The organism is Corynebacterium dentalis (genome assembly GCF_900232865.1).
In the GTDB taxonomy this organism is placed as follows: domain Bacteria; phylum Actinomycetota; class Actinomycetes; order Mycobacteriales; family Mycobacteriaceae; genus Corynebacterium; species Corynebacterium dentalis.
Window position 1 is genome coordinate 249,923 of the sequence record NZ_OCTS01000002.1, and the last position, 25,458, is coordinate 275,380.

The following is a 25,458-nucleotide window of genomic DNA, read 5'->3' on the forward strand; positions in this document are numbered from 1 at the left end:
TTAACCCATCGTAAGGAAGTTTTGCCTCCAAGACAGCGGATGTGGCGGTGCTAACCCCCACACGTCCACGTCCATCGAGCAAGGGGCAAGATTCGAACGGGTAAGGGTAGGCTAAAAATCATATGACTTTCCCCTCTCGCGATCCTTCTTCACATGAGAACCCTCAGCGCTCTTCAGAGGAGTTCGCCGATCACCAGCTGCTGCGTGCCCCGCACCCACAAAACCATCGGCTGATCCCCGTCACGGTTCACAGCGTGGACTACCTGACTGATACTTTGCTACGCATCGTGGTGCACGCAGAAGAGCTTAAGAGCTATGCACTCAGCGGTCCGGATGAGTTCTTCGGTCTATTGATGCCGCCACCGAATCAGCCTTTTAGTTCTCCGGAGGACTTCGCCGCCACACCCATCGAGGGCCTGAACATCCGGGCTGCCGTGGCAGCAATGCCTCCCGAAGTGCGGCCCAACCTGCGGTGGTATACCGTGCGCTACCTCGACAAAACCCGCGGCTTGCTGACGTTTGACGTCGCCACCCACGGACTGAATGCACAGCCCACTGACGCCAGCCCCCACGCCGAACCTTCTACGGACACGCCCACCGGCCCTGGCATTTCGTGGTGTTTGTCTGCACAGCCGGGCGACCCTGCTGGCTTGTGGACATGCCAAGGTCTGTGGCATCGCGAGCACCGTAAACAATTACTGGTGGCAGATCCCAGCTCCCTGCCATCCGTGCGCGCGATCCTGGAGTACCTCGCCACGCTCTTTCCCGAGCAGCTCGCAGACACCCACGTCATCGCAGTCACCAGTACCGATTTCGATTCAGAGCCTCACCTGGAGGTTTGGCGCAACGCCCTCGGCAGCCTCACCAAAATCACCGCACCTTCTGAAGGTTATGCGCAGGCCATCGCCGAACATCTCGCAAACATCGTCGTTGAGTCCTCGCGCAATCAACAGCACAAGCTCCTACCAGAAGTGGACTATGTGTGGGTCGCCGGGGAGGGGGATTTCTGCAAGATGGTGCGCTCCCACGCCATCAAGACTTGGCAGCTCAACAAGGACAACATCCTGTGGTGCCCTTATTGGTTCGTCGGCAAAGCTCGCCCCTAGCCTGCAACAGCAAAACCGCCCCAGCACGTTTATGCGGGGCGGTTCAGCAGTCGATTCAGACTACTTCGTGGCGTCTGCCAACGGCTGCTCGATCTTGTCCAGCAGGTAGTTCAGGCTCAGCACCGTCTGCCAACCGAAGGCTTTCTCCAGGTCGCCCTCTAGGTAGACACTGTGTCCGTCCTTCACGGCGGGCAGCTTGCCCACGATCGGATCCTCGGTCACAGAAGCCTTGCTCTGCTTCGGAGAGTAAGACAGCTGATCCCACACCAGCACGTCAGAGTTGATCTGGTCTGCGTTTTCCTTGGAAACCTCACCGTAGAACTTGTCCTTGGTGATGCCCGCGTAGGCCGGGTTGATCTTGAATCCCAGCTCGGTGAAGAAGCGGCTGCGCGGATCGCCCTCGGCAAAGACAGCCAGGCTCTCGTCGGAGACAGTGGCCACGCCGAGTTCCTTTTCGGCCCATTCTGGGTGGCGGCCCTTGAGCTCTGCGAACTTCTCCTTGACCTGCTCCACCTGGCGCTTTGCCTCTTCCGGCTTGCCCACGGCCTGCCCGATCTCTTCCGTGGTCACGTCCCATGGTTGCTGTAGTTCTTCGTATTCGCCCTTTTGTACGACAACAGGGGCGATCTCAGACAGCTTCTTGTACGTGTCTTCATCGATGTCCGAGTACACGGCCACGATGAGGTCTGGATTGTCCTTTGCGATGGCTTCCGCGTTGACTTCTGTGTCCTTGTCGATCCGAGGAGTGTCGCCCTCGATTTTGTCAGTGGACCAGTTGCCCGCAGCCTGACCATCCGGGGTCATTCCGTCCCAGTACTTCACGGAGACAGGAGTAACGCCCAGCGCCAGCAGTGCGTCCTGATCCGTGTAACCCAGGGAGACCACGCGCTGAGGGGCTTCCTTGATTTCGGTGGAGCCGTAGCGGTGCTCGATGGTGGTGGGGAATGCGCCCTGCTCTGCATTGACTGCCTGGGAGTCCCCGGAGTTGCCGGACTGTTCATCAGTCGAGCACGCGGTCAGTGCCGCGCCCAAGGTCAACACAGCAGCGGTGCTAACGAGAATCTTTTTGAGTGTCATTTTTCTCCGTTGTTACTGGTGACGGATTTCCGCGCGAGGCGTGGCCCGTACACAAAAGGGAAAGGTCAAACCTTTGGTTGGATATATCCAGCCCTATGTCCAAAGAATTCGGTGGCGGGCAGTTCCGAGTTGTCGTCGAGACGAACACGATCCAGAACAATCGCCGGCGCCGGCACGTTGGCACGGGGCGATCCGCAGACCACCGCGATTCCTCCCTCGTGAGGGATGGTGACTCGGCCGGGGGTTCCGCCAAAGCGGCCCCGCGAGACGTGCGCGGAAAGCACGCGGACGCGCTCGCCACGGAATTCAAAGTAAGCATTGGGGTACGGGTCGGACTGCGCCCTGACCAGCAAGGCAACATCTTCCGCAGGTTGGGTGAAATCTATGCGAGATTCCTGCTCGCCGCGCTTGTGAAAGTACGTGGCGCGGGTGGGATCTTGAGGTTGCGCGGTGGCGGTGCCTTGGGCGACGTCACTCAATGCGCGTTCCACGAGGGGCTCGATGAGGTCGATGGTCTTGGCCACGAGATCCGTGGTGGTGTCTTGCGGACCCACGGGGATCGCGCGCTGGGCGACGATGGGGCCGCCGTCCAACACTTCATCCATCTCATGCACGGTGACCCCCACGTGAGTTTCCCGGTTCAACAGCGCCCACAGGATGGGCGAAAATCCGGCGTACTCAGGCAGGAGGCCATCGTGGACGTTCAATGCGCCGTGCTTGGCCACGCCGAAGACCTCGGGAGGAAGCCAGGTTCGCCAATTGTTGGCCACGATGACGTCTGGTGCAGCATCGCGCAACGCCGCAATGACGTCTTGGCCCACGCGCTCAGTGACACACAGTGAGAGCTCATGTTCGCTGGCTAGCTCCTCTACGGAGTCTGCCCACATTTGCTCATAAGGGTGATCGCTGGCAGGGTGCGTAACTACCAAAACTACTACATGACCAGCCTTGATGACCGCAGACAACGTCCGGTGTCCCCACGACTGATAACCGAAAACAGCAACTCGCATACAGAGGATGTTAGCTTAGGGTAACCTATGTAGTCAATGATGAAAGCGGCACAATTTTCATGCCATTCTCCCCGGACGAGACCACCCATCACCGAATCTCGGTGCCCGCAGACGCGGATACACTCGTTTTCACGGACCCCTACCGTCCGAACGTCGAGCTCACCGAATCGATATCCAGCGTCGACGTGAGAATACCGGCGCACTCCGCGGTGACCTATAGCTTTCAGTTCGGCGAGCTGAAGTATCCCGACCCAAAAAATGAACACGGTGCAGGCCCACAGGCGAGCCTGTTGAGCGGCGATTCTGTAGACCAGAGGTTCTGGCCGCCACGCGCTGCCGACGTCATCGCGGACTTGCCCGGCGCTCGCCTGTCCATCGATCGAAAGGTATTCGGCAGACGCTGCACCGCGCGCCTCGATGACCGCGGTGCGGATACCACCGTGGTGTTCCTGGACGGCGACGACTGGATCCATCTGCATGACCTCACAGGCGCACTGGACCGAGCAGTCACGGCAGGGCTTATCCCCCAGATCAACCGCGTCTTCCTACCTGCAGCCAAAGACCGCAGCGAGGAGTACACCTCCCAAACATTCGCCAGCGCACTGGCCACCGAGCTTCCGGCGATCATCAACAGCAGCCACATAGTCCTGGTAGGGCAAAGCTTCGGCGGTCTCTCCGCCCTGTGCGCTGCCCTTGTGGCTTCCACCGAAACCGCCCCTGCAATCAAAGGAGTCATCGCCCAATCCCCTGCCGTCTGGTGGTCGTCTGAGCGTTCTACAGAGCTCGCAGACACCCTCTCGGACGGCCCTGCAGGAGGCGACATTGCCGCACAGCTCGCTGGCCACTCACTCGACATTCCTGCTGCTCACAGCGGCTCCGGTCTGGCACGCATCGTACTGACGTGCGGTGCAGAAGAGCCGCCCATGCAACGGCACGTGGACGCGGTAGCGGATGCCCTGACACGCCGCGGCTTTCCCACCACCAATCACCGCACGCCCGGCGGCCACGACCCTGCGATGTGGCGCCACGGGATCATCCCGGCCCTCGCCGAATTGCTGGGCTGAATCTACGAGCGCGCCTCCACAAACTCAGCCACGCGCTCGACCGTCCGCAGCCCATAGAATTCACGCACGCCAACCTCCACGCCTAGCTCTCCCCGCAGCAGCGCGCAGAGCTTGATGACCGCCATGGAGTGCCCTCCCATGTCGAAGTAATCAGCATCCACCGGCACGTCCTCGGGCTCAATATCGAGCGATTCGGCAAACAGTTCCGCCGTGATCTCCTCTGTTTCACTCGCCGGTGCGCGACCCTTATCCGTGATCCTTTCTCCCTCACCCAGTGCGGCAAGGTCGGTCTTTCCATTCGACGTCACCGGCAACTCATCCACGATCGACCATCGATCCGGGATCATGTAGCTGGGCAGTTCCTCGCGCAACGCATCACGCACGCCAGTCAAGAAATTCTGCCGCTCCCCCTGGTCTGCATCGCGCAGTTGTGGGGCCACGAGGTGACAGGCCAGGAGTGTGGCGTCGGATATACGAACAGGAACGGTCACGCAGTGGAGGATGCGGGGATCCACGCTGCGGGACACGGCGGCCGAGACGTCGCCGGGATCCACGCGATGACCACGGATTTTCACCTGATCATCGCTGCGTCCGAGGTACTCGAACATGCCATCCGCACGCGCGCGAACAATGTCTCCCGTGCGATACATCCGCTCCCCCGGGGCTCCCCACGGGCACGCGACCATGGAGCTTGCGGTGCGCGCCGCGAGCCCGTGATACCCCTGCGCCAAGCCGCTGCCCGCGAGGTAGAGCTCACCCGGCGCGCCTGTAGGAACGGGGCGCAACCACGGGTCCAAAACGAACGCCGCCGTGCGGTCCACCGGAGTTCCGATCACGGGCGTAGCGCTCTCATTCGTACCAGCACCAAGGGCGTTGATGGTGTACTCGGTTGGCCCGTAAAGGTTGTATCCGCGCACGTCATCGGCCTTTCGCAAAGTCTCCCACACTCCGTGCGAGACAGCCTCGCCGCCCAAGAGCACCACCCGCGGGCGATGCGCGCCGGATTCCAGCATCCCCTCCGCGAGCAGCTGCTCGGCAACGGTCGGGGTGACGTTGATGACATCCACCTGATGCGCGCGAATGGCCTCAACCATGGCCGCAGCATCGCGTCGCAAATCCTCGGAGAAGATCCGCACCTCGTGGCCTTCCACCAGCCAAAACAGCTCTTCCCACGACATATCGAAAGCAAAGCTGATGGCATGCGCGATCCGCAACGTCTGCCCATCGGCAGCAGCTGGCGTGAAGATCTTGCGCCGATGATTATCCAACATGTTATGCAGCCCGCAATGCTTGATCACCACACCCTTGGGCTTGCCGGTCGACCCGGAGGTGTACATCAGGTAGGCATCGTCCCCGGGCATGGCCGCAGGTGTGCGGGTGGTGGCGTGGGAATCGGCAGTGGTGACGTCGACGCAAGGAAACGCACCGATCCGTTCCATGCGCTCCCGAGAGGAATCGTCCACCAGCGCGGCAGTGGGCTGGCTGTCCTCCACGATCACCCGGAGCCGCCCATCGGGGTGCGTCAGATCAAGCGGCACGTAACGCACCCCTGCCCACAGGGCGCCCAGCAGAGCCACCACCGAATGCGCGGAGCGCTCCACCGCGATGGCGACGGTACCGCCGCTGTTCACCCCGCAATTCTTGATTTTTTCCGCAATGTCAGAACAGCGAGCCATCAGCTCACCGAACGTCCACTGTTGGGCATCATCCACTACCGCGATGCGATCCGGGAAGCGCTGCGCGATGTCCATGAGCTCGTCCGCGACGGTGCGTTCAATGCCTTCAGCCTTCTGCCAAGAAGCCACCTGCGCCGGCGTGGTTGGCAGGGAAGCAACCTCAGCACGGGATGGCGCCGACTGGGCCAACTGAGCGAGCGGAACCTCTGGTGTGTCCACAAACGCGGTCAGGACTTCGGTCGCGGCCTCCAGCACGGAATGCGCGAGGGACTCATCCACCACATCGTGGCGGAATTCCAGCTTGATGCCCAGCTTCGGCCCCGGAGTGAATACCCAGGTCAGAGGGAAGTGCGTGGAATCTTCCGCGCGCTCCTCCACAACCCCGTGGCGGTCCCGAAGTTCCTCGGCTGCCTGCGGATCGAGGAAGTTCTGCACCACCACCATGGAATCGAACAGCGTGCCCACCCCCAGCTGCTGCTGAATGGCGCCGAGGTCCGCGGAATCGTGGTCCATATCCTCGATGCGCTGGCGATAAACATCCTGGACCAGTTCTTTTATGCTCTGGCCAGGCCGAGCTGTCACTCGCACCGGCACGGTGTTGAGCAGCACTCCCACCACGTCAGACATCGCGGGATCACTCAGGGCATCGCGGCCACTGACAGACTGGCCAAACACCACATCCGAGTCCCCTGTGACAGCACCTAATGCCACGGCCACAGCTGCGTTGACCACGGAGGTCAACGTCAGGGCCTGCGCCCGGATCTTTTTCTGCAGTGCACCAGTCAGCTCTTCGCTGCACTCGGCAAACACCTGGCAAGGCAACTCGCTACGAGACTGCTCTGAAGAGATGTCCGCGGCCTGCGGGGCAACGAGCGTGGGCTGAGACAATGTCTCCAGGCGATGTACCCAATAGTCGCTATCTGCCTGCTCTTTGTGAGTGTCAACGGACTCGAGCAGGGCGTCGGCAATAGAACAACGGCGAGGAACCAACTCTCCCGCACCCTGCGTGCGGGCCTGGCCGGACCTCAACGTCAGCCTCTCGAGGAAGGTCTGCAGCATCACTGCACGCGACCAACCATCGACTAGAACCAGGTGGTAGGTGAGAAGCAGCGTGTCGCCAGTTTGTTCGGCACTTCGGCCGGAGACGATGGTTGCCTTCGCCAGCGGAACGGATGCAAGATCGATGCCCGCGCTGCGATCAGCGTTCATGATCGCCTCGAGATCCCCTTCGATGGTCTCGACGGGAAGGTCAATGCCCTGTCCACTCCACGGCAAGATCTGCACGGGCTGGCCGGAAGCATTGGTGCGGAACTCCGCGCCCATGGCTGGATGCACGGTCACTGTGTCCCGGAAGGCTTCCACAACGGCCTCGGCATCCAGTCTCCGGTCAAACGTCAACGCAGTCTGTGCAACGTAGGCACCGGGTGCTGCCACCTGCGACTGGAACCAGATTCCGCGCTGCAGCACGCTCAGCGGAGCGCGGCGTCCTGAGGATTGCTCGCGGCTGACCTGCTCCTGCAACTCGCGAGCTACCTCGCCGATGGCGCTGCGCAAACGCTCGATGGGAATCACCGAATTCACCACGGACAGGTCCATGCTCAAAGCTCGCTCGCTAGACCAGACATCCGCCTCCACCAGGTAATTCGTCCACTGACAGGCGGCATCGCCCGGCGCGTGAAGGACGGTGCCAGTCTCTCCCCGTCCGAGGTAGTTGACCAGGATCTGTGCACCGCGGGCCAGTGTTCGCTGCCCTTGCGGGTGTGTGTATCGCAGTGCCTGATAAGTGCGCCGGTCCGGGGCTGCGCCGTCCTCGTGGAGGGCGCGCATTTTCGCTGCGGCACGCGCAGCATGCGCTGGATCATCCAGCGGGAGGCTTACCGGCGCGATGGTGGTAAACCACCCGAGGGTTCGCCCAAAGGAATGATCGAAGGGGCGTCCGTGGCCTTCGACGTCCACAGCCCAGCTCCGCGCGTCCGTGCCAATTGTCCGAGCCACCGCGACGGTCACCAGCCCTGCCACCAGGTCTTGAACGTCCACACCCATCACTTCGGGCGCAACGCTCTGCAGAACCTGCGCGGTCTGTCCGTCAATGCTCACTTCGACCTTGCTCACGTGATCCGTACTCCACTGGAACGAGTCCTCGACGGGCCGTGGCAATGTAGCCAGTTCACTCCAGTGCTGGGCATCCTGAGCTGCTGCGGTGTGAGCATCGTGCAGTTCTTGCAGGCACAGATCCTTGAAGCTCGCCTGCTCAGGGAGAATCCTGCGCCCCGCGAGCGCATGCCGCAGATCGTCTTCCAGAATCATCCAACTGGCGCTATCGATCACCGCGTGATGTGCAACGGCCTTGGCGTACCCATCCACGCACCCGAGCACCACGCTACGACCAGCAGCGATATCGATGTGATCGATCAATGCATCCACGTCCAAAGCCCGCACAACCACAGGACCGTCTCCCTCGGCACCAACAAAGTGCGCGAACGCAGAACTGGTGTCCACGCGCGTACGAAGCATCGGATGTGCCTGCGCTACCTGCTGCAGAGCCCGCTCCAAGTCCTCCACAGCGACCGGCCCCAGATCCAAGCGGCGCGCCTGCACAAAGCGGTCGCTCATTCCTCTTTCCATCTGCCTGCGCAGCATCGCCGGGATGGGGAAAGCCCCCGAGATTTCCGAGTGCCCCTCCTTCGGCCGAGTTTCTGCCTGGCTCTGTGTTGCTTCCCGAGCACCCGGCTGACTGTTCTGCGGCGTGACCCGCTCGGCAATCTTGCGTGGCGTGCGCCCCAAAAAGAAGTCCCGCGGAGTCACGTTGAGATCAGCGCGCGCCAGCGCATGAGTAACGCGGATGGCAAGAATACTGTCTCCACCTAAGCGGAAGAAGTCCGAGTCCGGCTCCACCTCGGCGCGGTCCAAGCGAAGTGCATCAACGATTGCCCGCGAGATCGCCTCCACCAGATCCGAGGTGTCCGAAGCCTTCTGAGCAGGAGAAACCTCTCCCAAAAGATCCAGGATCGCGCGCTCATCCCGCTTGCCATTGATGGTCTGCGGCACCTGTGTACTCACCGCGAATAGCTGCGGAACCATGTAGGCAGGTAGCGCGTCTCGGGCCGCTGCGGCAGCCCGGGAGGTGATCTCCTTGGCGTCGGCACCAGAATCCGTAATCAACAATGCACCCGGCACCTGACCCTCGGGCAGATCGACCACCACCACGGCGGCCTCCCGCACACCGCTGACCTTCTCCAGCGCGCTCTCGATCTCCCCCAGCTCCACGCGATAACCGCGCAGCTGCACCTGCCTATCGGCGCGGCCCACGTAATCCAGATGACCGTTGTTCAGCACCTTTGCCATGTCATTGCTGCAGTACATCCGCGCGCCTCCACCAACGAAAGGATCGGCCACGAAACGGGAGGCCGTAGTAGAAGCAAGCCCCCAATAACCCGCGGTGACCTGCGGTCCGGCAACGTACATGATGCCGGTCTCTCCAGGCTGCACCGGCTGTAATTGCGCGTCCAGGACATAGGTACGCAACCCGTCCATCGGGCGGCCGATCGGGCTGTGGGCCTCCCCTGCATTCTCGGAGCATTCGTGTGCAGTGACATGCACTGTCGTCTCCGTGATGCCATACATGTTGATAAACCGAACATTCGGATGAGCACTGCAGTAGGCAGCCTCCGCGCGGGCCTCCAAGGCCTCGCCGCCGAAGATCACCGTGCGCACCGCAGAGTCCTGCCCGAGGTGCGGCTCCAACGCGGCAAAGGCGGTGGGGGTCTGGCTCAGCACCGTGATGGCTTCGGCACGCAACACCTCTGCGGCATCCTCCGGCGAGCGCATCAGCGCATACGGCATCACCACGGCACGCCCGCCGGAGCTCAGCGCTGCCCACATCTCCCACACCGAAAAGTCGAAGGCGAAGCTGTGGCTGATCGACCACACGTCCTCCTGCGAAAACTCCACGTGGCTGCGAGCATTGCCCAGCATCGCGGTCACGTTGGCGTGTGTGACGGCCACACCCTTCGGCCGCCCTGTGGAGCCGGAGGTGTAGATCACGTAGGCGATGTCATTGCCACGAGCTACGCTTGCCGACCGACCCGCAGGTGGCTTCGTTTCCCCACACATCGTCTGTTCACTGATCACCAGGAAGGGACAATCCACCAGCTCAGAGACCATTTTTTCCGCGCTGGGACACACCAGCACAGCATCGGGTTGGCAATCCTTGAGGATCAATTCCACGCGCGCCTGCGGCGACAGCGGATCCACGGGAACGTAAGTGCCGGCGGACATCGTGGTGGCCAAGATGGCCGCAACCTGCCACGCATCGCGCTCCATGAGCAGGGCCACTCGTGGCGTGTGGGCGGCAACCTTCTGGTCCAGCACAGCACATATGCGCTGCGCCGCATCGTCTAGTTCTTCGTAGGTCCAGTGCTCCGTGGCACCATCTTCTCCGATACTGGTCAGGGCAGGCCGGTCGCTGAAGTGCTCGACGTTGCGTCGCCACAATGAAGGAAGCGTGTCCACCGCGGACCCCGCGCGAGACGTCGCTCCGGACTCCACACCAGATACCGCACCCAACGTCTCTGCAACCTCACCCACGGTCGCCACTGCACCGGATTCGGACAGCAAAGAATCCAAACTCACTGCAAGCATCTGGGCGATGCGATGGGCACGTACCTCGGTGATTCGCTGCGGATCGTAGATCAGGCGCAGAGGGTGCTCGGCGGAAGGGTTGACCACGATGGACAGGGGAAAGTGTGGCGCGCCATTGTTGCGCACGTCGGTGACCTGCAGTGGCGAGCCGGGGCAGCGCAAGTCCTGTGGAGACAGCGGTACTTCCACGACCATCAGAGTATCCAGCAGTTCGCTGGCATTGGTTCCCAGTTCGCGGGCAATATCGGCCAGGCTGACGTGCTGGACATCGCGGACCTGATTGTTGTGATGGACCATGCCACGCAGCATGCTGGTCACCGGCAAGGTGGGATCAGATTGTCCCGGCGCGACCACCGGGATGGTGTTGAGCTGCATGCCCACGGCTTCGGCTACGCCAGAAACAGGAATGTCACGGCCAGAGACGGACGTAGCAAACACCACGTCAGCCCCCGGTTCGCAGCCTATCAAGGCGCGAAGGACCAGCCCCCACGCCGTGTGCACCACATCCGGCAGGCCCACACCTGCTGCCCGAGCACGCTCGAGCACATCAGCAGTCCGCGGATCGTCTACCAGCAATTCCCGGCGCTCGAGTGAACTCGAAGGATTCGGGCACAGCACCGTGGGGCGCACCTCGCGCATTTGCTCGCGCCACACGGACAGATCGGCTTCCGCATCTCTGCGTGCCACCCATCGCACACTTCCGGCCATTCCGCCTTGCGGGTTGTAGCGCGGGATATGGGCGTCGTCATCCCGGTAGATCTCCAGGAGGTCCCGCAGCATGATAGGCACAGACCACCCGTCGGCGATGAGGTGATGCACCGTCTGGATCACGGCGATGTCCTGGCCACACACCGCGCCATCGGCACTGGTCGGAATCACAACGGTCCATCGCATGAGCGGCTCTGGCGCGGCATCACCGAGCGGCTGCAAGGAGATTCCCCGCGAGAGGTCATCAGCCGCAATCTCCTCCGCACGCCGCGTGAGCCACCCCTCCAATCCAGTACCGGCCAACTCGGGCCCAGCCAACTCAGAGCCGGCCAACTCCGCAGGCACCGTCACTTCCCGGAAGTCCACCCGTAGATGCTCGGCAATCCCCGGATCAATCACGGCAACCACATCGCCGCCGTCGGTTTCCCAGGGGCGCGTGCTCAGTGCAGGGTGGCGTCGAATCAATAAACGCGCAGCGCGGGCGAATCGCTCCCGGTCAAACGGTTCGCTGCACTCCATCCGCAAGACCTGCTGCTCCACATACGAGCTGGCCGATTCCTCGAACAGCGAATGGAAGTACATGCCGTGCTGCAGCGCGGTCAGCGGCAGCACGTCCTGCAATTCAGCGGAGCCCAGCGCGGTGATTCGCGCCAGATCCGCAGAGTTCACGGGCGCGGGGGCAACGTCGCCCACGGACAACACGCCGTGATCGGCAAGCGCTGCCACCTCGCGCAATGCCTCATCCCAGTGCCTGACGAGCTCTTCGATCTGCTCGGGGGAGATCCTGCCGCGTGCCCAGGAGATCGTGGTGCGCAGAACGTACCCCTCACCTGTATCTTCAGCGATCGCGTTGAACTCCAGCTCGCGGACCAACGGCTGGTCCGGGTCGCGTTGCTCGCCGAGTTGTCCGGTGGAGCCTGTGGGAGCGAAGTCTTGTGCGCCTGCGGAGACTCGTCCCAAGTAGTTGAACAGCACCTGTGCCTGCGGAGGGGTCTTCGCGGACTGATGCAACCACGTGTGGGCCTGGTAGGGAACGCCGTTTCCAGGGATGGCCGCGAGCTGGTCTTTCACTGCGTTGAGGGCCAGCGCTAACGGGGCGATATGGCCCTTGGCCGCCGCGGAATCCTCCTGCAGTGCCGCCCGGGTGGGGTCGATCAGAAGGGGATATAGGCAGGTGAACCAGCCCACCGTGCGTGAAAGGTCCGCTTCCCTGCCCTGCGGCCCGGGCACGAATCGGGTTTCGCGGCCGTGCCCCTCCACTTCCACCAGGGTCCATGTTTGTTTGTTTCGACGCCAACGCGCCAACGCCACGCTCAATGCCGTAAGCAATACGGAATTCGCCCCCGTGCGGAAGGCGTGGGGCACCGCCCCCAGTAATTCGTCCGTGATCTGCACTGATGCCTCATGTACCAGGCTGCGCTCCTCACGGACTGTGGGCGCATTCTCGGGATCATCAGCAAGTGCGGGCACCTGCGGGTCCCGCAGAGGTTCATCCACGCTCGGCAATGGGGGCAGGGAGCGATTGGCGTCCTCGGCATACTCGCCAGTATCAACGGCCAGCTGCAGCAGCTGCGTCCATCGGCGCAGGGACGTCCGCTCCGGCGCGAGCTGTTCCCCGCGATACGCCGTGGCGAGGTCCTCGCCGATAATGTTCCATGACACGCCATCGACCACCAGGTGATGCACCACCAGGCGCAACCTGCCGGGCACCAGCCCTGCTGAGACCACCACTCCGTCTGCTGGATCCAGCAGCGAGGAAAGCGCATCGATGTCCGTGGTGGGATGGATAGCCACTGCTCTTTCGGCAGGTTTCTCCGGGAGTTCCAAGCGCAACGGGTTCCGCTGCACACGTGCCCGCAGCGCAGGGTGCGCCTGCAACACGTCAGCCACCATCCGCCCGGCCAGCTGGGCATCCACATCTTCTGGAACGGAAAATTCCACGGACTGAATAAAGCCGTCCACGTGTTCGGTGATGGAATCAAACCAGCGCAGAATCGGCAGCGAGTGCACCTCACCGGTTGGCTCATCATCCGGATCGTGTTCGAAAGTCCAGCGTTCTTCGGCGCACCGAGCCAGTTGCTGTGGAGTGCGCGCAGAGAAAATATCACCCACACTCACCTCCACCCCGCGCCGCCCCAGCGCCGAGATCAGAGTGATGGCCCGCAGGCTATCGCCACCGATATCGAAGAAGTCCGTCTCCGCCCCCAGCGCGCTGACCCCCAACGCTTCAGCCATCGCCTCCGCGATCAGGGCAACGGTTTCCCCGTCTCGTTCAGCATCGGCCGGAGCATCGGTGAGCGAGCTCCAATCCGGCTCCGGCAGCGCCTTCCGATCCACTTTTCCGTTGGCCGTCCGCGGCAACTCATCCATGACGGTGATAATCGCGGGCACCATGTATTCGGGCAGTACCTCGGCGCACCAACTGCGGATCGCAGCACCATCGAGACCGGCAGTCACCGTCACATAGCCCAGCAGTCGTCCCTGCCGAGCAATCACGCTCGCCGCCTCCACATCTGGGTGTCCCACCAATGCGGATTCCACGTCCTCCAACTCCAGGCGCATGCCACGAATTTTCACCTGATTATCGGCCCGCCCCACGAATTCCAGCGAGCCGTCGTTGTGCCGGCGCACCAGGTCTCCTGTGCGGTACATCCTGGTTCCGTCCGACGCAAACACGTCCGCGACAAAGCGGCTGGCCGTGAGTCCTGGAGCATTGATATACCCCTTGGCCAGCAGGAATCCAGCCACATAGAGTTCGCCAGTTTCCTGGCCTGGAACCACCCGCAGGTGCTCATCGAGCACGTAGAGCCGACAGTTGGGATTGGCCACACCGATGCTCGTGTTGAGGCGATCCTCGTCGTCACGGTAGATGACGTGGGAGACACCGATGGTGGCTTCCGCTGGCCCGTACCCGTGGTACAGCGGGATGGCCAGCTGCTGGCGAAAACGACGAAACAGCGCCTGGGTGAGCATCTCTCCGCCACACCAGACATGCCGCAAGCTGTCTAACAGATTCGTGCCTTCGGCCTGTTTGAGCATGACGTCGAGAACACTCGAAACCAGATACGCAAACGTCACGCCCTCGCGATGGATGAGGCGGGCCAAGCGTTGGGGGTCTTGCTCCACGCCCGGCGCGGCCACCACCACGCGGCCTCCGCAAACCAGTGGCAGGAAGATCTCGTTGATGGAGATATCAAAGGCCAGCGGCGCCTTGAACAGGGAGGCATCATCGCGGCCGAAGAACAGGATCTGATCGCGCTGCCAGAGCAAGCGCTCCACGATCGCGCCGTGGCGGATCATCGCGCCCTTGGGACGGCCGGTGCTGCCCGAGGTAAAGATGACGTACGCAACGCTGTCCGTGGACGGCGGGGTGAACAGCTCGCGGGTGGCATCGAGGTCGAATAGCGCGTCTTCGGTGAGCGCGCAGTTGTCCTGCATGAGCACGAAGCTCAGGCTGGCATCGTGGGTGACGGATTCTCGGCGCGCCTGCGGCCACGAGGGGTCCAGCGGGACAAAACTGCCACCGGCGAGCAACGTGGCGACGATACCCACCACCATCTCCGCGCTGCGCGGCAGCGAGATTCCCACACTTTGACCAGCGTCAATACCGTGTTCCCGCAAACAGCGCGCCACGGCTGTGGCGTGGGCGACGAGCTGCGCATAGGTCAGCCTGTGCCGGTCATCCACCACTGCGAGCGCATCCGGGGTCTCCTGCGCATGCTGCAGGAGCAGGCTGATCAGGTCCGGGCGATCGCGATCCTGATCCGTGTCATTCCATATCCGCTGCTGGGCGATCCGATCCTGTTCACTGCGGCCATGACCGATGACGGAGCCGCCATCTCGAGAAGCAAGCGTATCGCCAGAGGAAAACGGAGTGTGAGCAGACGATCGGGTGGGCACAAAGAGCCTTTCGGTGGATGGGGAAACGGAGAATCAAACGCGGATGGCGGACGTCGGGCTAGGTGTCAGCCAACGTCGCGTTGAGTGTCAGCCAATCTCAAGCGGAGCACGGCACGGGAAAATCAGCCTGCGATCAGGTGCGAAGAATCCTGATGATGCTCGGAGCGGAGATCTTCATCCGCCGGCGCACGATGCGTGCGTTGCTGACCCGTGATGGCCTCCACCAGTTCCCCGGAGCGGGTCGCGATGTTGGAGAGCAACGTGGAACCGAGTCCATGCGTGGCCTCAGTTGCTCCCTGCACGAAGAGTCCTGGCACGCGCTCGCCATTGAGCACGGCGCCATAATCCCTAGTGACGGTGAATTCTTCACTGCCGTGACTATCAGCGTGAATCCCCGCAAGACCGCGAGACCGGAAGCCCGTGGCGCACACCACCACGTCAAAGTTTTCTGTCACCACGTCTCCGGTTACTCGGTGGCGAATGTCCACGTCAACGCTGCCGTCGGAACAATTACGCGCACCGAGCACCTCCGTGGTCCGGCGAATATCGAGCCGCTGACGCCCGGTGACGCTTTCCCGATACTGGCGGTCGTGGAGCTCATCGAGAAGCTCAGATTCCACGCAGGCGTAATTGGTGTAGCGGTGGCGGATCAACAGCTCGTCGCGGATCGCATCGGGCGCGTGGAAGAAGTCATCAACGGCCTCCGGGTCGAACACTCGATTGGCGAAGGGGCTGTCATCGGCGGGGATGAAGCCGTAGCTGTTCAAGCTGCCCGTGACGGTATCGATATGCGGGCAATCGTGGAAGTACCGGATGGCCTCGGCTGCGGACTGGCCCGCGCCGATCACCAAAGCTCGGCGGATATTCCACCCACTGTTCAGCAGCTTCTTGGTGCTCGGGAGCAAATCGATGTTGTGGAAGATGCGCGAGGTGTCCAAGGAGCTGTCCTCGGCCCACGCAGGCATCTTGGCTTCCAGACCGCGGGCAACCACCACGTTGCGGCAGCGAATGGACTCCGACTGCTGAGCTCGCTGCCCTTCGGACTCACCGCTTCCTAACTTCCTGCGGACGTGCACCACAAAACGAGCTCCGTCTGTGGCCGGTTCCGGGAGCGTCTCGATGGACGTCACGGTGGTGTTGTACTGCGTGTCCACGGTGATGTGATCCGCGATCCAACGGAGGTAATCGGCGAATTCCACGCGTTCCGGGGTGAAGGTTTGGCGGTTAATGAAATCAATCAAGCGGTCACTGTGATGCAAGTAGTTGATGAAGCTGAAGCGGCTCTGCGGATTGCGCACCGTGACCAAGTCTTTAAGGAAGCTGATCTGCATGTTGGATCCATCGAGGAGCATGCCTGGATGCCAGTTGAATTCCGGGCGGGCTTCCACAAAGAGTGCATCGAGTTCTGGGGCTTGCTCCTCGATAGCTACCGCGAGCCCGAGGTTTCCGGGGCCGATGCCGATCCCGACGATGTCGCGGACGGAATTTTCGTGGGTACTGCGCTCTGCGGATGTCTGAGCTTGACGATCGATGATGGTCACTATGGCCTCTCTGTAGGATGCGCCAACCAACTTCTTAGGATAGGCAATGCAAAGGGTAGGCTAACCTATCTTACATTGCTCGACAACCCCCAGTCGGGAATTACTCACCCCTCGTCCGCAAACTCCCAGCTAGAGGCTTCACATCAACTACGTCCTCGGCTACCGACCGGAAGGCCCTCCCCACACACAGGACCACCGTGGTACGCCCGCGGCGAATATCTCTCACCGCACGCGCCACTTTCATGCCCGTCATTGAATCCACTGACGAGACCGGATCAACCATCACCAACATCTCCGGATCTGCCAGTAGCGCTCGCGCTAGTCCCAGTCGTTGCCGCTGACCACCGGAAAGATTGCGCGCACCTTCGGTGAGCTCGTGATCCAATACCCCGGCTGAATGAGCCGCCCCCGGCGCCAGTTCATCGAGCCCTAAGGCGTTAAAAATGTCTACTGCATCCTCCGCCCCGCCCTCTCCAGAGCTCCGCAGCACGGCCTGCCCCATTGTGTCCCCAAACAATGCCGGCTTCCGAGGCTCGGCAAGCACAGCGGAACGCACATCGTCTACCGAGATCTCGCAAATATCGCGCCCACGGATTCGGAGAGATTGAGGCTGCGAATCGGTTAGGGGACCAAGCTCCATCGACTCCCCCGCGACCAACGCGTCCACCAGAGCATCTGCCCATGCGGCTGAACAGTGGACCACCGTCAACCGCCCTTCGGCGAACGCCACGGGAGCCAGCTCTGATCCCTCGGCCTCACCGTCCCCACCGCGCACAATAATCGCCGGTTTCCCTACCTGAGCAAGCGGCACACCCTGCCCCTTCCGGAGCGGCTGGGCTTCCGCCACGCGCTGCAGCCTCCGAACGGAAGCCCTCGCCAGCCCAATGAAGCGCGGCATTCTGCTGCACTGCCGCATCGGCTCCGCGATAAATTGTGACAGCGCCACCACGGTGACCAGCTCCCCCAACGTCACATCGCCGGAAATGGTCCGATAGCCCGCGTACAGGCCCACCGCACTCAGCAACAGCACATTGCTGCCCATCGCCACTGCTTCATAACCGCCGCTGACCCACGCGAGCTTCCGAGCATCCGCACACGCCTCTTCAGATTTGCGCGCATATCCACGGTAGGCCGGATGCGCGCCAGCCACTCCCGAGATCACCGGCAGCCCCTGCAGAATGTCGGTCATGCGCGCGGTCACTCTCGCGAGCAGAGTTTGTTGCCGCTCCGCGCGGCGTTCAATAATCTGAGACAGCCGGTGCAGGACCATCAACACCACCGCGCTGAGCACCAACACCACCACTCCCAGTGGCAGATCAATCAGCGCCAGAACAATCGTGCAGAAAATGGCTCCCACCAGCGCACTGATCCCCACCGGGACCACTTCGATGATGTCTACCGCCTGCACCACGTCTTCACCCACCACCGTGGGCAATTCCTGGCGAGGCAGACTGTCCGCATCGTCGGAATGCCCACCATGGCTCACCACCTGCGAGGTGATGCCTGCCCGCAATTCACATACGTTTCGAGCCGACGTAGCCTGCAGTATCCGGAACCCTGTCTGCCAGCTCACAGACACCGTCGCCAGCGTGGCGCCTAAGGCTGCGATTCCACCCACCAGGTGCCACACATTCTCGCTAGCGATAAGACTGTGCGCCAACCATCCCAGTAACACCGCAATCATGGCTTCTGCCACGTGGTAGATGCTCAGCAACAAACCACTCAGGGCCATCGCGCGAGAATTTTTTCTGACCAGCCCGCGCAGCGTCACCACCTTGTTGTTAGACACGTGCCTGCCTCCCCTGCTCATTCCAGGCGGTCCACATATCGGCATATGTTCCGTTACTTGCTGCCAGCTCCTCGTGCGTACCTGTTTCCACCACGCGCCCGCGCTCCATCACCACCACGCTATCGGCTGTGGTTGCTTGACTGAGCCGGTGCGCAATCACCATCGCCGTCCGTCCGCGGATCGCCGCGCGGGCAGCGTCCTCCAAGGAAATCGAAAAGGCCTCGTGTGGTTGCTGTGTTTCCTCGAGGTCACCGTCATCTTCGGCCGTTGATTCGTCAAGAATGACGACGCCAGCCCGAGACAGCGCCACCCTGGCCAGCGCCAGACGCTGTGCCGCCACCGCATCTACGTGCAGGCCCCCTTCGCCCAGCATTGTGTCCAGGCCCTGCTTGTCGCCATGGGACAAGGATGTGCACCAATCTTCCGCACCGGTTCGGCGCAGCGCATCCCATATTTCTGCGTCGCTGGCACCTTCGGCTGCCAGCAGGAGATTATCGCGCAAACTCATCGCGAAGACGAAGTTTTCCTGGGAGGCAACGCAAAAGATCGAGCTTCTTTCTTGCGAACTCATCTCCACCACGTCACGCCCCCCAACGGTGATCACACCCGGCTCTGCCATCTCGAGGGCTCCGGAGACAATTCCCGCAACCGTGGACTTGCCAGCTCCCGATCCGCCGACCACGCATACCGTGCACCCCGCAGGGATGTGGAACGCCAGGTCATGCAAGATCTCTGGGCCACCCTCGTACCGATAATTCAGGCCCTTGACCTCCACAGCTGGACTCTGCCGGTGCGAGGAGTAGTCATCAATCGGCTGTGGCGTATCCGCACCCGCGGAGCGAATGAGTCCCACGATGCGACCCAAGGCCGCCCCGCTGCGCTGCAGTTCATCAAAGGTGAACAGGATCGTGCCGATCGGCACGAACTGACGGTGGAACAGAATCAACGCTGCCGAGATCTCGCCCACCGTCACCACATCCTCGCGGAAGAGCAACCAGCCAACGACAGACAGGGCTGACAACCCCATGAACTCCGCGAAGTTCTCCCGCGCCACCAGCCCAGAAAACACACGAAACGCAGCGATCGATTCGTCCCGCGAAGCCCGCGCGTAGCGCCTGGTGAGGCCCTGGCGGCTATCCACCAGCCGATGCGAACGAACCGAACGAATGCCCTCCATAGAACCTTGCAAGGAACCGATGACACCGGCTTCCAGTTCGCGTTGGCGTCGATACAAAGGGGCAGAACGAGGAAGATACCACCGCAACCCCAGCGCATAGAACGGAATCCCGCACAGCCCCGCCAACGCGAGGCGCCAATCCAACCCCGCGATTCCAGCGCTGGCCACCACGACCATCACCAGCGCGCTGAGGGTCGATGGAACCGACTTGCGGGCACTGCTCACCAGCGCGGCGACATCCGCACCAACTCGGCCCAGCACCTCTCCCCGGCCCAGGGACTCCACCGTGGTGGGAGGCAGATTCAGCACCGCGGCTACGGCGCGCTCACGCAACTTCGCAACTACCTGGGCAATCGTCACACCCGTCAGAGCCTCGGCAAGGCCAGCGACAACGGCAGTACCAACACACGCCACGGCAGCCCAGACAATCACCTTCAGCACGCCAGACTTGCCGTCACCAGCGGCTACCGCATCGATGACGCTGGCCAGCAGATAGATGGGTACCAGAGAGAGCAAGGCACCGGCGAAAGTGAACAGCACCGCACTAATTGCTGGAGTTGCGGTGCGACGGAGCAGGCGGCCAATCTCCGCAGCGGACTCACCAGGCGAAGCAGTGGGAAGTACGGCACTCACTTAAGCGTGAGACTTTCCTGCCGGTTGCAAGGTGGTCCACTCGAGGTCGATGAACTCCATCGCCTCGTCCCGCGATACCCCACCGTCTACGCCACGGGAAGGATCTCCCAGTGCCACAGTCCATCCGTCTGGCACAGCGGCGAACGTAGGCCACAACGAGTACTGTCCCTCGTCGTTGATAAGGGCGAAAAAGCTGCCCTGTTCGTCATCAAACGGGTTGCTAGACAACACGCGCTCCTTGTCTCATGATGCAGAAGTACTGAATTTCCATACTGACTTGAGCGAAGCATGAGCACAAGTGCAGCAAACAAGACTCAACTTAGCATAACCTAACTTGGAGGTCTACCGCCCAAGGCTGCACTCACCCCAAGGCCCTAGGACTGCGACAGCGTGCCGCGGGGAACGATCACGGGAGAATTGCCCCGCGGATCTTCCCATACCTCGGCGTTGAGACCATAGGCCTCCTGCAGCACCGACGAGGTCAGTGCCTCCGTAGGCGAGCCCGTCACAATCTGCCGCCCGCCCTTCATCACCACGAGCCGATCCGAGTACTGCCCAGCCAGCATGAGATCGTGCAACACGGTGATGACAGTCTTGCCATCAGCCGCCAGACCGCGCGCGAGTTCGAGAATCTCGATGGCGTGAGCCGGGTCGAGGAACGTCGTGGGTTCGTCGAGCAGCACCACCGGGGTGTTCTGTGCGAGCACCATGGCCATCCACACGCGCTGGCGCTGTCCACCGGACAGTTCCGCGACCTTTCGTCTGGCCAGGTGTGCGGTATCGGTGCGCTCGAGAGCCTTACCGATGGTCTCATTATCCGACGCCGAGCCCGCCGACCACCAATACTTCCGGTGTGGGTGCCGACCCCTCTCCACCAGCTCGCCGACGGTGAGTCCCTCAGGACACACGGGGTGCTGCGGCAGCAGCGCCACTCGAGTGGCTGCCTCGCGTGCGCTGAGCTGATGCAGCGGCTGTCCGTCGATCTCCACGCTTCCCTTGGTGGGGGTCAGCAGGCGGGATAGCGCCTTGAGGAAGGTCGACTTGCCGCACCCGTTGGGGCCGAGGAACGTGGTGACCTCGCCAGGCTGGGCATTCAAGCTCATGTCGTGAACGATCGTGGGGCCTTCGCCGTAGGCGACGCTCACATTATCCGCTGAGATCTTCATGATTATTGTCCTCTCCCTACACCCTGTGCACGTGAATAACTCCACACCAGCCAGACCAGCGCGGGACCACCGATGACGGCCGTAACCAGCCCCACCGGTGCAGCAAACGGCAGCCAACCCGCAATGACGGAGCATCCCATGAGAATGGCAGCTCCTGCTGCGGACGCGCCGATAGCCGGCGGGACGGGAGACTTGGCCACCAGTTTTGCCACCTGCGGTGCCACCAATGCGATGAATCCAATGGGTCCGACGAAGGAGACCACCACGGCCACCAGACCCGTCGCAGAGATGAGGATGGTGGTCCGCACCCGCTGGACTTCCACTCCGAGGGTGGCGATGGTGGCGTCGTCGTGCGCCAGCAACGGGATCTGACGCGCCACCGTCAGGCCCAGCAGAACAAACGGCAACAGGCCCAACACCATGGGCAGCAGCGCCTCCGTGCGGACGAAGCCGGTCGATCCCGCCATCCAGGTTTGCGCCTCCGCGGCGCGTGCCAGCTGGGCATTCTGCATGAAGAAGTAAACCAACGCCTGGGTGAGGAAGGACAGCGCCAGGCCGACGATGATGACCTGCTGCGAGGATCCCAATCCTCCCAGAATCAGCAGCACGATCACGAAGATGGTCGCGCCCACCAGGGCCAGCAGTGCGCGCCACCAGTAGGTCGGAACAGCCTCGCTCCACACTGGGCGGGTCAAGACGGTGCCAGCGACAACCATCACCGTGGCACCGCCCGAAACACCCAAGAAGTCCGGGCTGGCCAGTGGGTTTCGCGCCATTGTTTGCGTCCAGGAGCCGGCCATGCCCAGCACAGCCCCGACGATGACCGTGGCAATCGCCACCGGCAATCGAAGGTCCCACACCACACTGATGGCCTGTCGGGTTCCTCCGCCGAACAGCACCTCGACGACCTCGAGCGGGCTCAGCTGCAAAGAACCTTGCCCCAGCATCACGCAGTAGCAGAACGCAGTGATCAGCAGGAAAAAGACGACGCTGGCTGCGGAACGCTGCTTACGAGCGCGCTTGTGTGCCGCCAGCTCGCGCAATGGGTTCGTGTCGTGGGTTTCCTTATGCGCATCGTTATAAGTTTTATTGTGGGCAGTCTGACTCATCGTGTGACCGCCTCGTAGTTCTTCTTATTTCGACGCCATCTCATGCGTGGCAAGCGCTCACGCACCGTGGCGATCATGATTGGCGCACCCACGATGGCCACGAGGATGGACATCTCCACTTCGTTGGGCTGCATGATGAAACGGCCACCGATATCCGCTGCGAGCAGCGCGGCAGCACCCGTCAAGGCAGTCGGGATAAGAAGTCTAGTGAGAGCGGGTCCGGTGAACCGACGGATCACGTGCGGGGCCGCGAAGCCGAGAAACGTGACTAGGCCGACCGTTGCCGTGGCTGAACCAGCCAGTACGACGATCGCCAGGCCTGCTGCCCACCGCACGTTCTGCGGAGACACGCCCAGCGCCGAAGCTGCTTCCTCACCCATGGCGAGCAAGTCCAGCGGCTTAGCTACGAAGAGGGCGACCAGCGTTCCGAGCACCAGGCCGGTTGCAGCGATGGTGGCGTCATCGAGGCCCCGTCCTGCAGTGGATCCCACCGACCAGCGACGCAATCCTTCCAGCGTGTCCGAGGAATACAGGCTCATCAGGTTAGCCGCCGCCTGGAGACCAAACGTCACGCCGACGCCGACGAGCACCAGCGTGAGCGGATCTCGGGACACCCGCGAGACCAGCAGCACCACCGCCATCGAGCACGCCGCTCCGACCAAGCCGAACAGCGCGCGCTGACCAATGGTGGGCGCCCACCCCGCGGTCAGGGCCAATGCCACGGCGAACCCGGCGCCGGCATTGATGCCGATCAAGCCCGGGTCAGCTAGTGGATTGCGCGTCCACACCTGGGCGATCGCGCCAGCGATGGAGATCGAGGCCCCAACGCCCATCGCCAGCAGCGTGCGCGGCAGACGCAGGTTCCAGACAATTCCATAATCATCGGAACTCAGTCCTTCAGGCAGCACAACGCGGTCTGCATTGGGACCGAGTGCAAGGATGGATATGACGTCGGAAACAGAAAGCGACCGGGATCCAAGGAATATGGAGGCGATGGCCAACCCCACCAACAGGAAAGTCGCCACGGCGATGAATGCCACCGGCTGGCGACGAGACAGACTTTCGCTGACAGCCGGCCTGCTTTGAATTCCTAGATCTGCGGTCACAGTAACTCTATGAGATGCACTACATGTCACCCCGAGCGACGGGGTGACAGATGCCTACTTGAGGGCTTCGCCGAACTTGTTGGCGGCCCAAGGGATGGTGACAGGGTTCGGCATGCTCATGGCGTTACCGACTTCCTCGTTCAGCCACACGACCTTGTCCTGGCGAACGATGTCCAAGTTGCTGAAGGTTGGGTCTTTCTTCAGAGTGTCTGCAGCGCCCTGGTAATCCAGAACGAACAGGTAGTCCACATCGTTGAGGTCGCTGTAGTTCTCTGGAGCGATGTCGCGGTAGAACTCACCGCCTTCACCTTCCAGGGACTGCGGGATCTCGAAGCCGAGACTCTCGATGAACTGGCCGCGTCCGTCGCCGGAGGTGTAGAGGCCGATCTTGCCGTCGTAAGGCATGACAATGGCGGCACGCTTGCCCTTTAGCTCTGGGTGCGAATCAATGAACTTCTCGAAAGACTCTTCGGTTTCCTCGATTAGTTGCTGGCCCTTATCTTCCTTGTCAACGGCCTTGGCGATGGTAGCTACCTGATCACGCCAAGGAATCTGCCAGTCCTCGGCCCCTTCTGGCTTTACAGTGGTGGGGGCAATATTCTCCAAGGCTTTCTTCGCCTGGGTATCGACAGCCTGGTTGACGGCGATGATCTGGGTGGGGTCAGATGCGCTGATCTGCTCCAGAATGTCAGCGGTAAAACCGGACGAAGTGTTGTAAACCACATCGGGCTTAGCGTCACCGATCAAATCCTGAGACCATGGGCCCACGCCGTTTTCTGGCACGGTTCCCTCGGTGCCCCACGGCGCAACGAGGGAAGGGGTGATTCCCAAAGCGAGCAAGGTATCAGCGTCACCGAGACCCACGGATGCAATGCGAGCATCGGTGTTCTCACCGGTGTTGGCTGAATCTTCGTTGTCACCGCGGGAGCAACCCGTCAGTACGAGGGATGATGCTGTGACAACCGCCGCAACTTTCAGTGCTGCACGGCGAGAAAAAATCCGGGAGGACATCCGACTCCTTTGGAGTGTGTGTGGAGGTGACTAAGTCACCAATTCATTAAGGTTGCCCTAATAATAGCGAGGCTATCCTAACTATACAAATCCCTGAGAACTGCGGACATTTTCCTGCCATGCCGTCACTTCGGCGCGGGCGGACAATGCCATACATCCCGCGATCCACGGCCATCGCGCATCCGGCCACGCCGACCATCCCCCCGGCGACGAACGCCCACGCCATCGAATCCACCACCGCCTGTCACACGTGAAAAGCCGGAATTTTCAAAAGTCGCGATGCTAGCCCCACTAGAGCAAATCCCAACCCGGGCAGCAAAAGCCAGAGCTTCCGAGGAGCGCCCAGAGGCAACGCAAGCACGGCAGTCACGGCGACCGAAGAGGCCGTCGCCGACTCCACGAGAAAAAACGGCAGCTCCCGCAATGCGACGAAGGAGGCGGATGTACCCCCGTGCCGTCGAACGTCAATCAAAGACCGAAAGCTCACCCGGACAGCGCCTTGCGCACTACCTTCTGATCGACAGCAAATTCGGGCTGCACTCCGATCGCCTGCGCGATGGTGGCAATTCCGAAGCCATTGGCCGCGAAAAACACGCCAATGAGACCCATGAACGGTGAGTGTAGACCTGCTGCTGGCTAGGACATACTGCGTGGGCCGGCAACGATGGCAATCAACATGGCACGCAAAAAGCCCCCGACACCATTGCTGGAGGCAGGGGCTTGAAGTGCGTGTGAAGGAACGGG

The 25,458-nt window shown here is 61.9% G+C and carries 14 protein-coding genes; 2 read left to right on the top strand and 12 right to left on the bottom strand.

From position 1 onward, the window contains the following. Positions 1 to 122: 122 nt before the first annotated feature. A complete protein-coding gene (locus CS919_RS02765; RefSeq protein ID WP_099297963.1) occupies positions 123 to 1,106 on the top strand; it encodes a siderophore-interacting protein in 984 nt (327 codons plus the stop codon). A gap of 60 nt (positions 1,107 to 1,166) precedes the next feature. Here the strand turns inward: CS919_RS02765 and CS919_RS02770 are convergent, their stop codons facing one another. Together CS919_RS02770 and CS919_RS02775 are read right to left on the bottom strand one after the other, a co-directional pair. Further along, complete coding sequence (locus CS919_RS02770; protein ID WP_099297964.1) at positions 1,167 to 2,183, bottom strand: iron-siderophore ABC transporter substrate-binding protein; 1,017 nt, start codon at positions 2,181 to 2,183, stop codon at positions 1,167 to 1,169. Between the two features lie 65 nt (positions 2,184 to 2,248). Beyond that, complete coding sequence (locus CS919_RS02775; RefSeq protein WP_099297965.1) at positions 2,249 to 3,193, bottom strand: methionyl-tRNA formyltransferase; 945 nt, start codon at positions 3,191 to 3,193, stop codon at positions 2,249 to 2,251. Between the two features lie 59 nt (positions 3,194 to 3,252). On the opposite strand from CS919_RS02775, the gene CS919_RS02780 reads away from it, so the two are divergent. Beyond that, positions 3,253 to 4,257 (top strand): alpha/beta hydrolase, encoded by a 1,005-nt coding sequence (locus tag CS919_RS02780; protein WP_099297966.1) that lies wholly within the window; start codon positions 3,253 to 3,255, stop codon positions 4,255 to 4,257. Between the two features lie 2 nt (positions 4,258 to 4,259). On the opposite strand, the gene CS919_RS02785 is transcribed toward CS919_RS02780, so the two are convergent. From CS919_RS02785 to CS919_RS10935, 10 genes are all read right to left on the bottom strand, one after another. Next, positions 4,260 to 15,182, bottom strand: a complete 10,923-nt coding sequence (locus CS919_RS02785) for a non-ribosomal peptide synthetase (RefSeq protein WP_099297967.1) — start codon at positions 15,180 to 15,182, stop codon at positions 4,260 to 4,262. Between the two features lie 122 nt (positions 15,183 to 15,304). Further along, positions 15,305 to 16,723, bottom strand: coding sequence for a lysine N(6)-hydroxylase/L-ornithine N(5)-oxygenase family protein (locus tag CS919_RS02790; protein ID WP_099297968.1), 1,419 nt, complete (start codon positions 16,721 to 16,723; stop codon positions 15,305 to 15,307). Positions 16,724 to 16,823: 100 nt separating this feature from the next. Next, on the bottom strand, positions 16,824 to 18,512 hold the full coding sequence (locus CS919_RS02795; RefSeq protein WP_234990766.1) for an ABC transporter transmembrane domain-containing protein: 1,689 nt from the start codon (positions 18,510 to 18,512) through the stop codon (positions 16,824 to 16,826). Next, the gene (locus tag CS919_RS02800; protein WP_234990769.1) at positions 18,505 to 20,322 is read right to left on the bottom strand and encodes an ABC transporter ATP-binding protein; all 1,818 of its coding nucleotides are present in this window, start codon (positions 20,320 to 20,322) and stop codon (positions 18,505 to 18,507) included. The genes CS919_RS02795 and CS919_RS02800 overlap by 8 nt, the downstream gene beginning before the upstream one ends. Beyond that, on the bottom strand, positions 20,323 to 20,550 hold the full coding sequence (locus CS919_RS02805; RefSeq protein ID WP_200818331.1) for an MbtH family protein: 228 nt from the start codon (positions 20,548 to 20,550) through the stop codon (positions 20,323 to 20,325). It lies immediately after the preceding gene. Positions 20,551 to 20,696: 146 nt separating this feature from the next. Next, positions 20,697 to 21,488 carry an ABC transporter ATP-binding protein gene (locus CS919_RS02810; RefSeq protein WP_099297971.1) on the bottom strand — a complete coding sequence of 264 codons (792 nt, stop codon included), beginning with the start codon at positions 21,486 to 21,488 and terminating at the stop codon, positions 20,697 to 20,699. Positions 21,489 to 21,490: 2 nt separating this feature from the next. Beyond that, positions 21,491 to 22,597 (bottom strand): FecCD family ABC transporter permease, encoded by a 1,107-nt coding sequence (locus tag CS919_RS02815; protein ID WP_099297972.1) that lies wholly within the window; start codon positions 22,595 to 22,597, stop codon positions 21,491 to 21,493. After that, complete coding sequence (locus tag CS919_RS02820; RefSeq protein WP_228073357.1) at positions 22,594 to 23,655, bottom strand: FecCD family ABC transporter permease; 1,062 nt, start codon at positions 23,653 to 23,655, stop codon at positions 22,594 to 22,596. Before CS919_RS02820 ends, CS919_RS02815 begins: the two co-directional genes overlap by 4 nt. Positions 23,656 to 23,757: 102 nt before the next feature. Beyond that, on the bottom strand, positions 23,758 to 24,714 hold the full coding sequence (locus tag CS919_RS02825; RefSeq protein WP_099297973.1) for an ABC transporter substrate-binding protein: 957 nt from the start codon (positions 24,712 to 24,714) through the stop codon (positions 23,758 to 23,760). Between the two features lie 483 nt (positions 24,715 to 25,197). Next, positions 25,198 to 25,323, bottom strand: a complete 126-nt coding sequence (locus CS919_RS10935) for a hypothetical protein (protein WP_268803742.1) — start codon at positions 25,321 to 25,323, stop codon at positions 25,198 to 25,200. Between the last annotated feature and the right edge of the window lie 135 nt (positions 25,324 to 25,458).

Bases quoted from the DNA above. Each gene is read 5' to 3' on its own strand.
- CS919_RS02765 (WP_099297963.1), top strand. From the start codon at position 123: ATGACTTTCCCCTCTCGCGATCCTTCTTCACATGAGAACCCTCAGCGC.
- CS919_RS02775 (WP_099297965.1), bottom strand. From the start codon at position 3,193: ATGCGAGTTGCTGTTTTCGGTTATCAGTCGTGGGGACACCGGACGTTG.
- CS919_RS02815 (WP_099297972.1), bottom strand. From the start codon at position 22,597: ATGAGTCAGACTGCCCACAATAAAACTTATAACGATGCGCATAAGGAA.
- CS919_RS02780 (WP_099297966.1), top strand. From the start codon at position 3,253: ATGCCATTCTCCCCGGACGAGACCACCCATCACCGAATCTCGGTGCCC.
- CS919_RS02810 (WP_099297971.1), bottom strand. From the start codon at position 21,488: ATGAAGATCTCAGCGGATAATGTGAGCGTCGCCTACGGCGAAGGCCCC.
- CS919_RS02770 (WP_099297964.1), bottom strand. From the start codon at position 2,183: ATGACACTCAAAAAGATTCTCGTTAGCACCGCTGCTGTGTTGACCTTG.
- CS919_RS10935 (WP_268803742.1), bottom strand. From the start codon at position 25,323: ATGGGTCTCATTGGCGTGTTTTTCGCGGCCAATGGCTTCGGAATTGCC.
- CS919_RS02825 (WP_099297973.1), bottom strand. From the start codon at position 24,714: ATGTCCTCCCGGATTTTTTCTCGCCGTGCAGCACTGAAAGTTGCGGCG.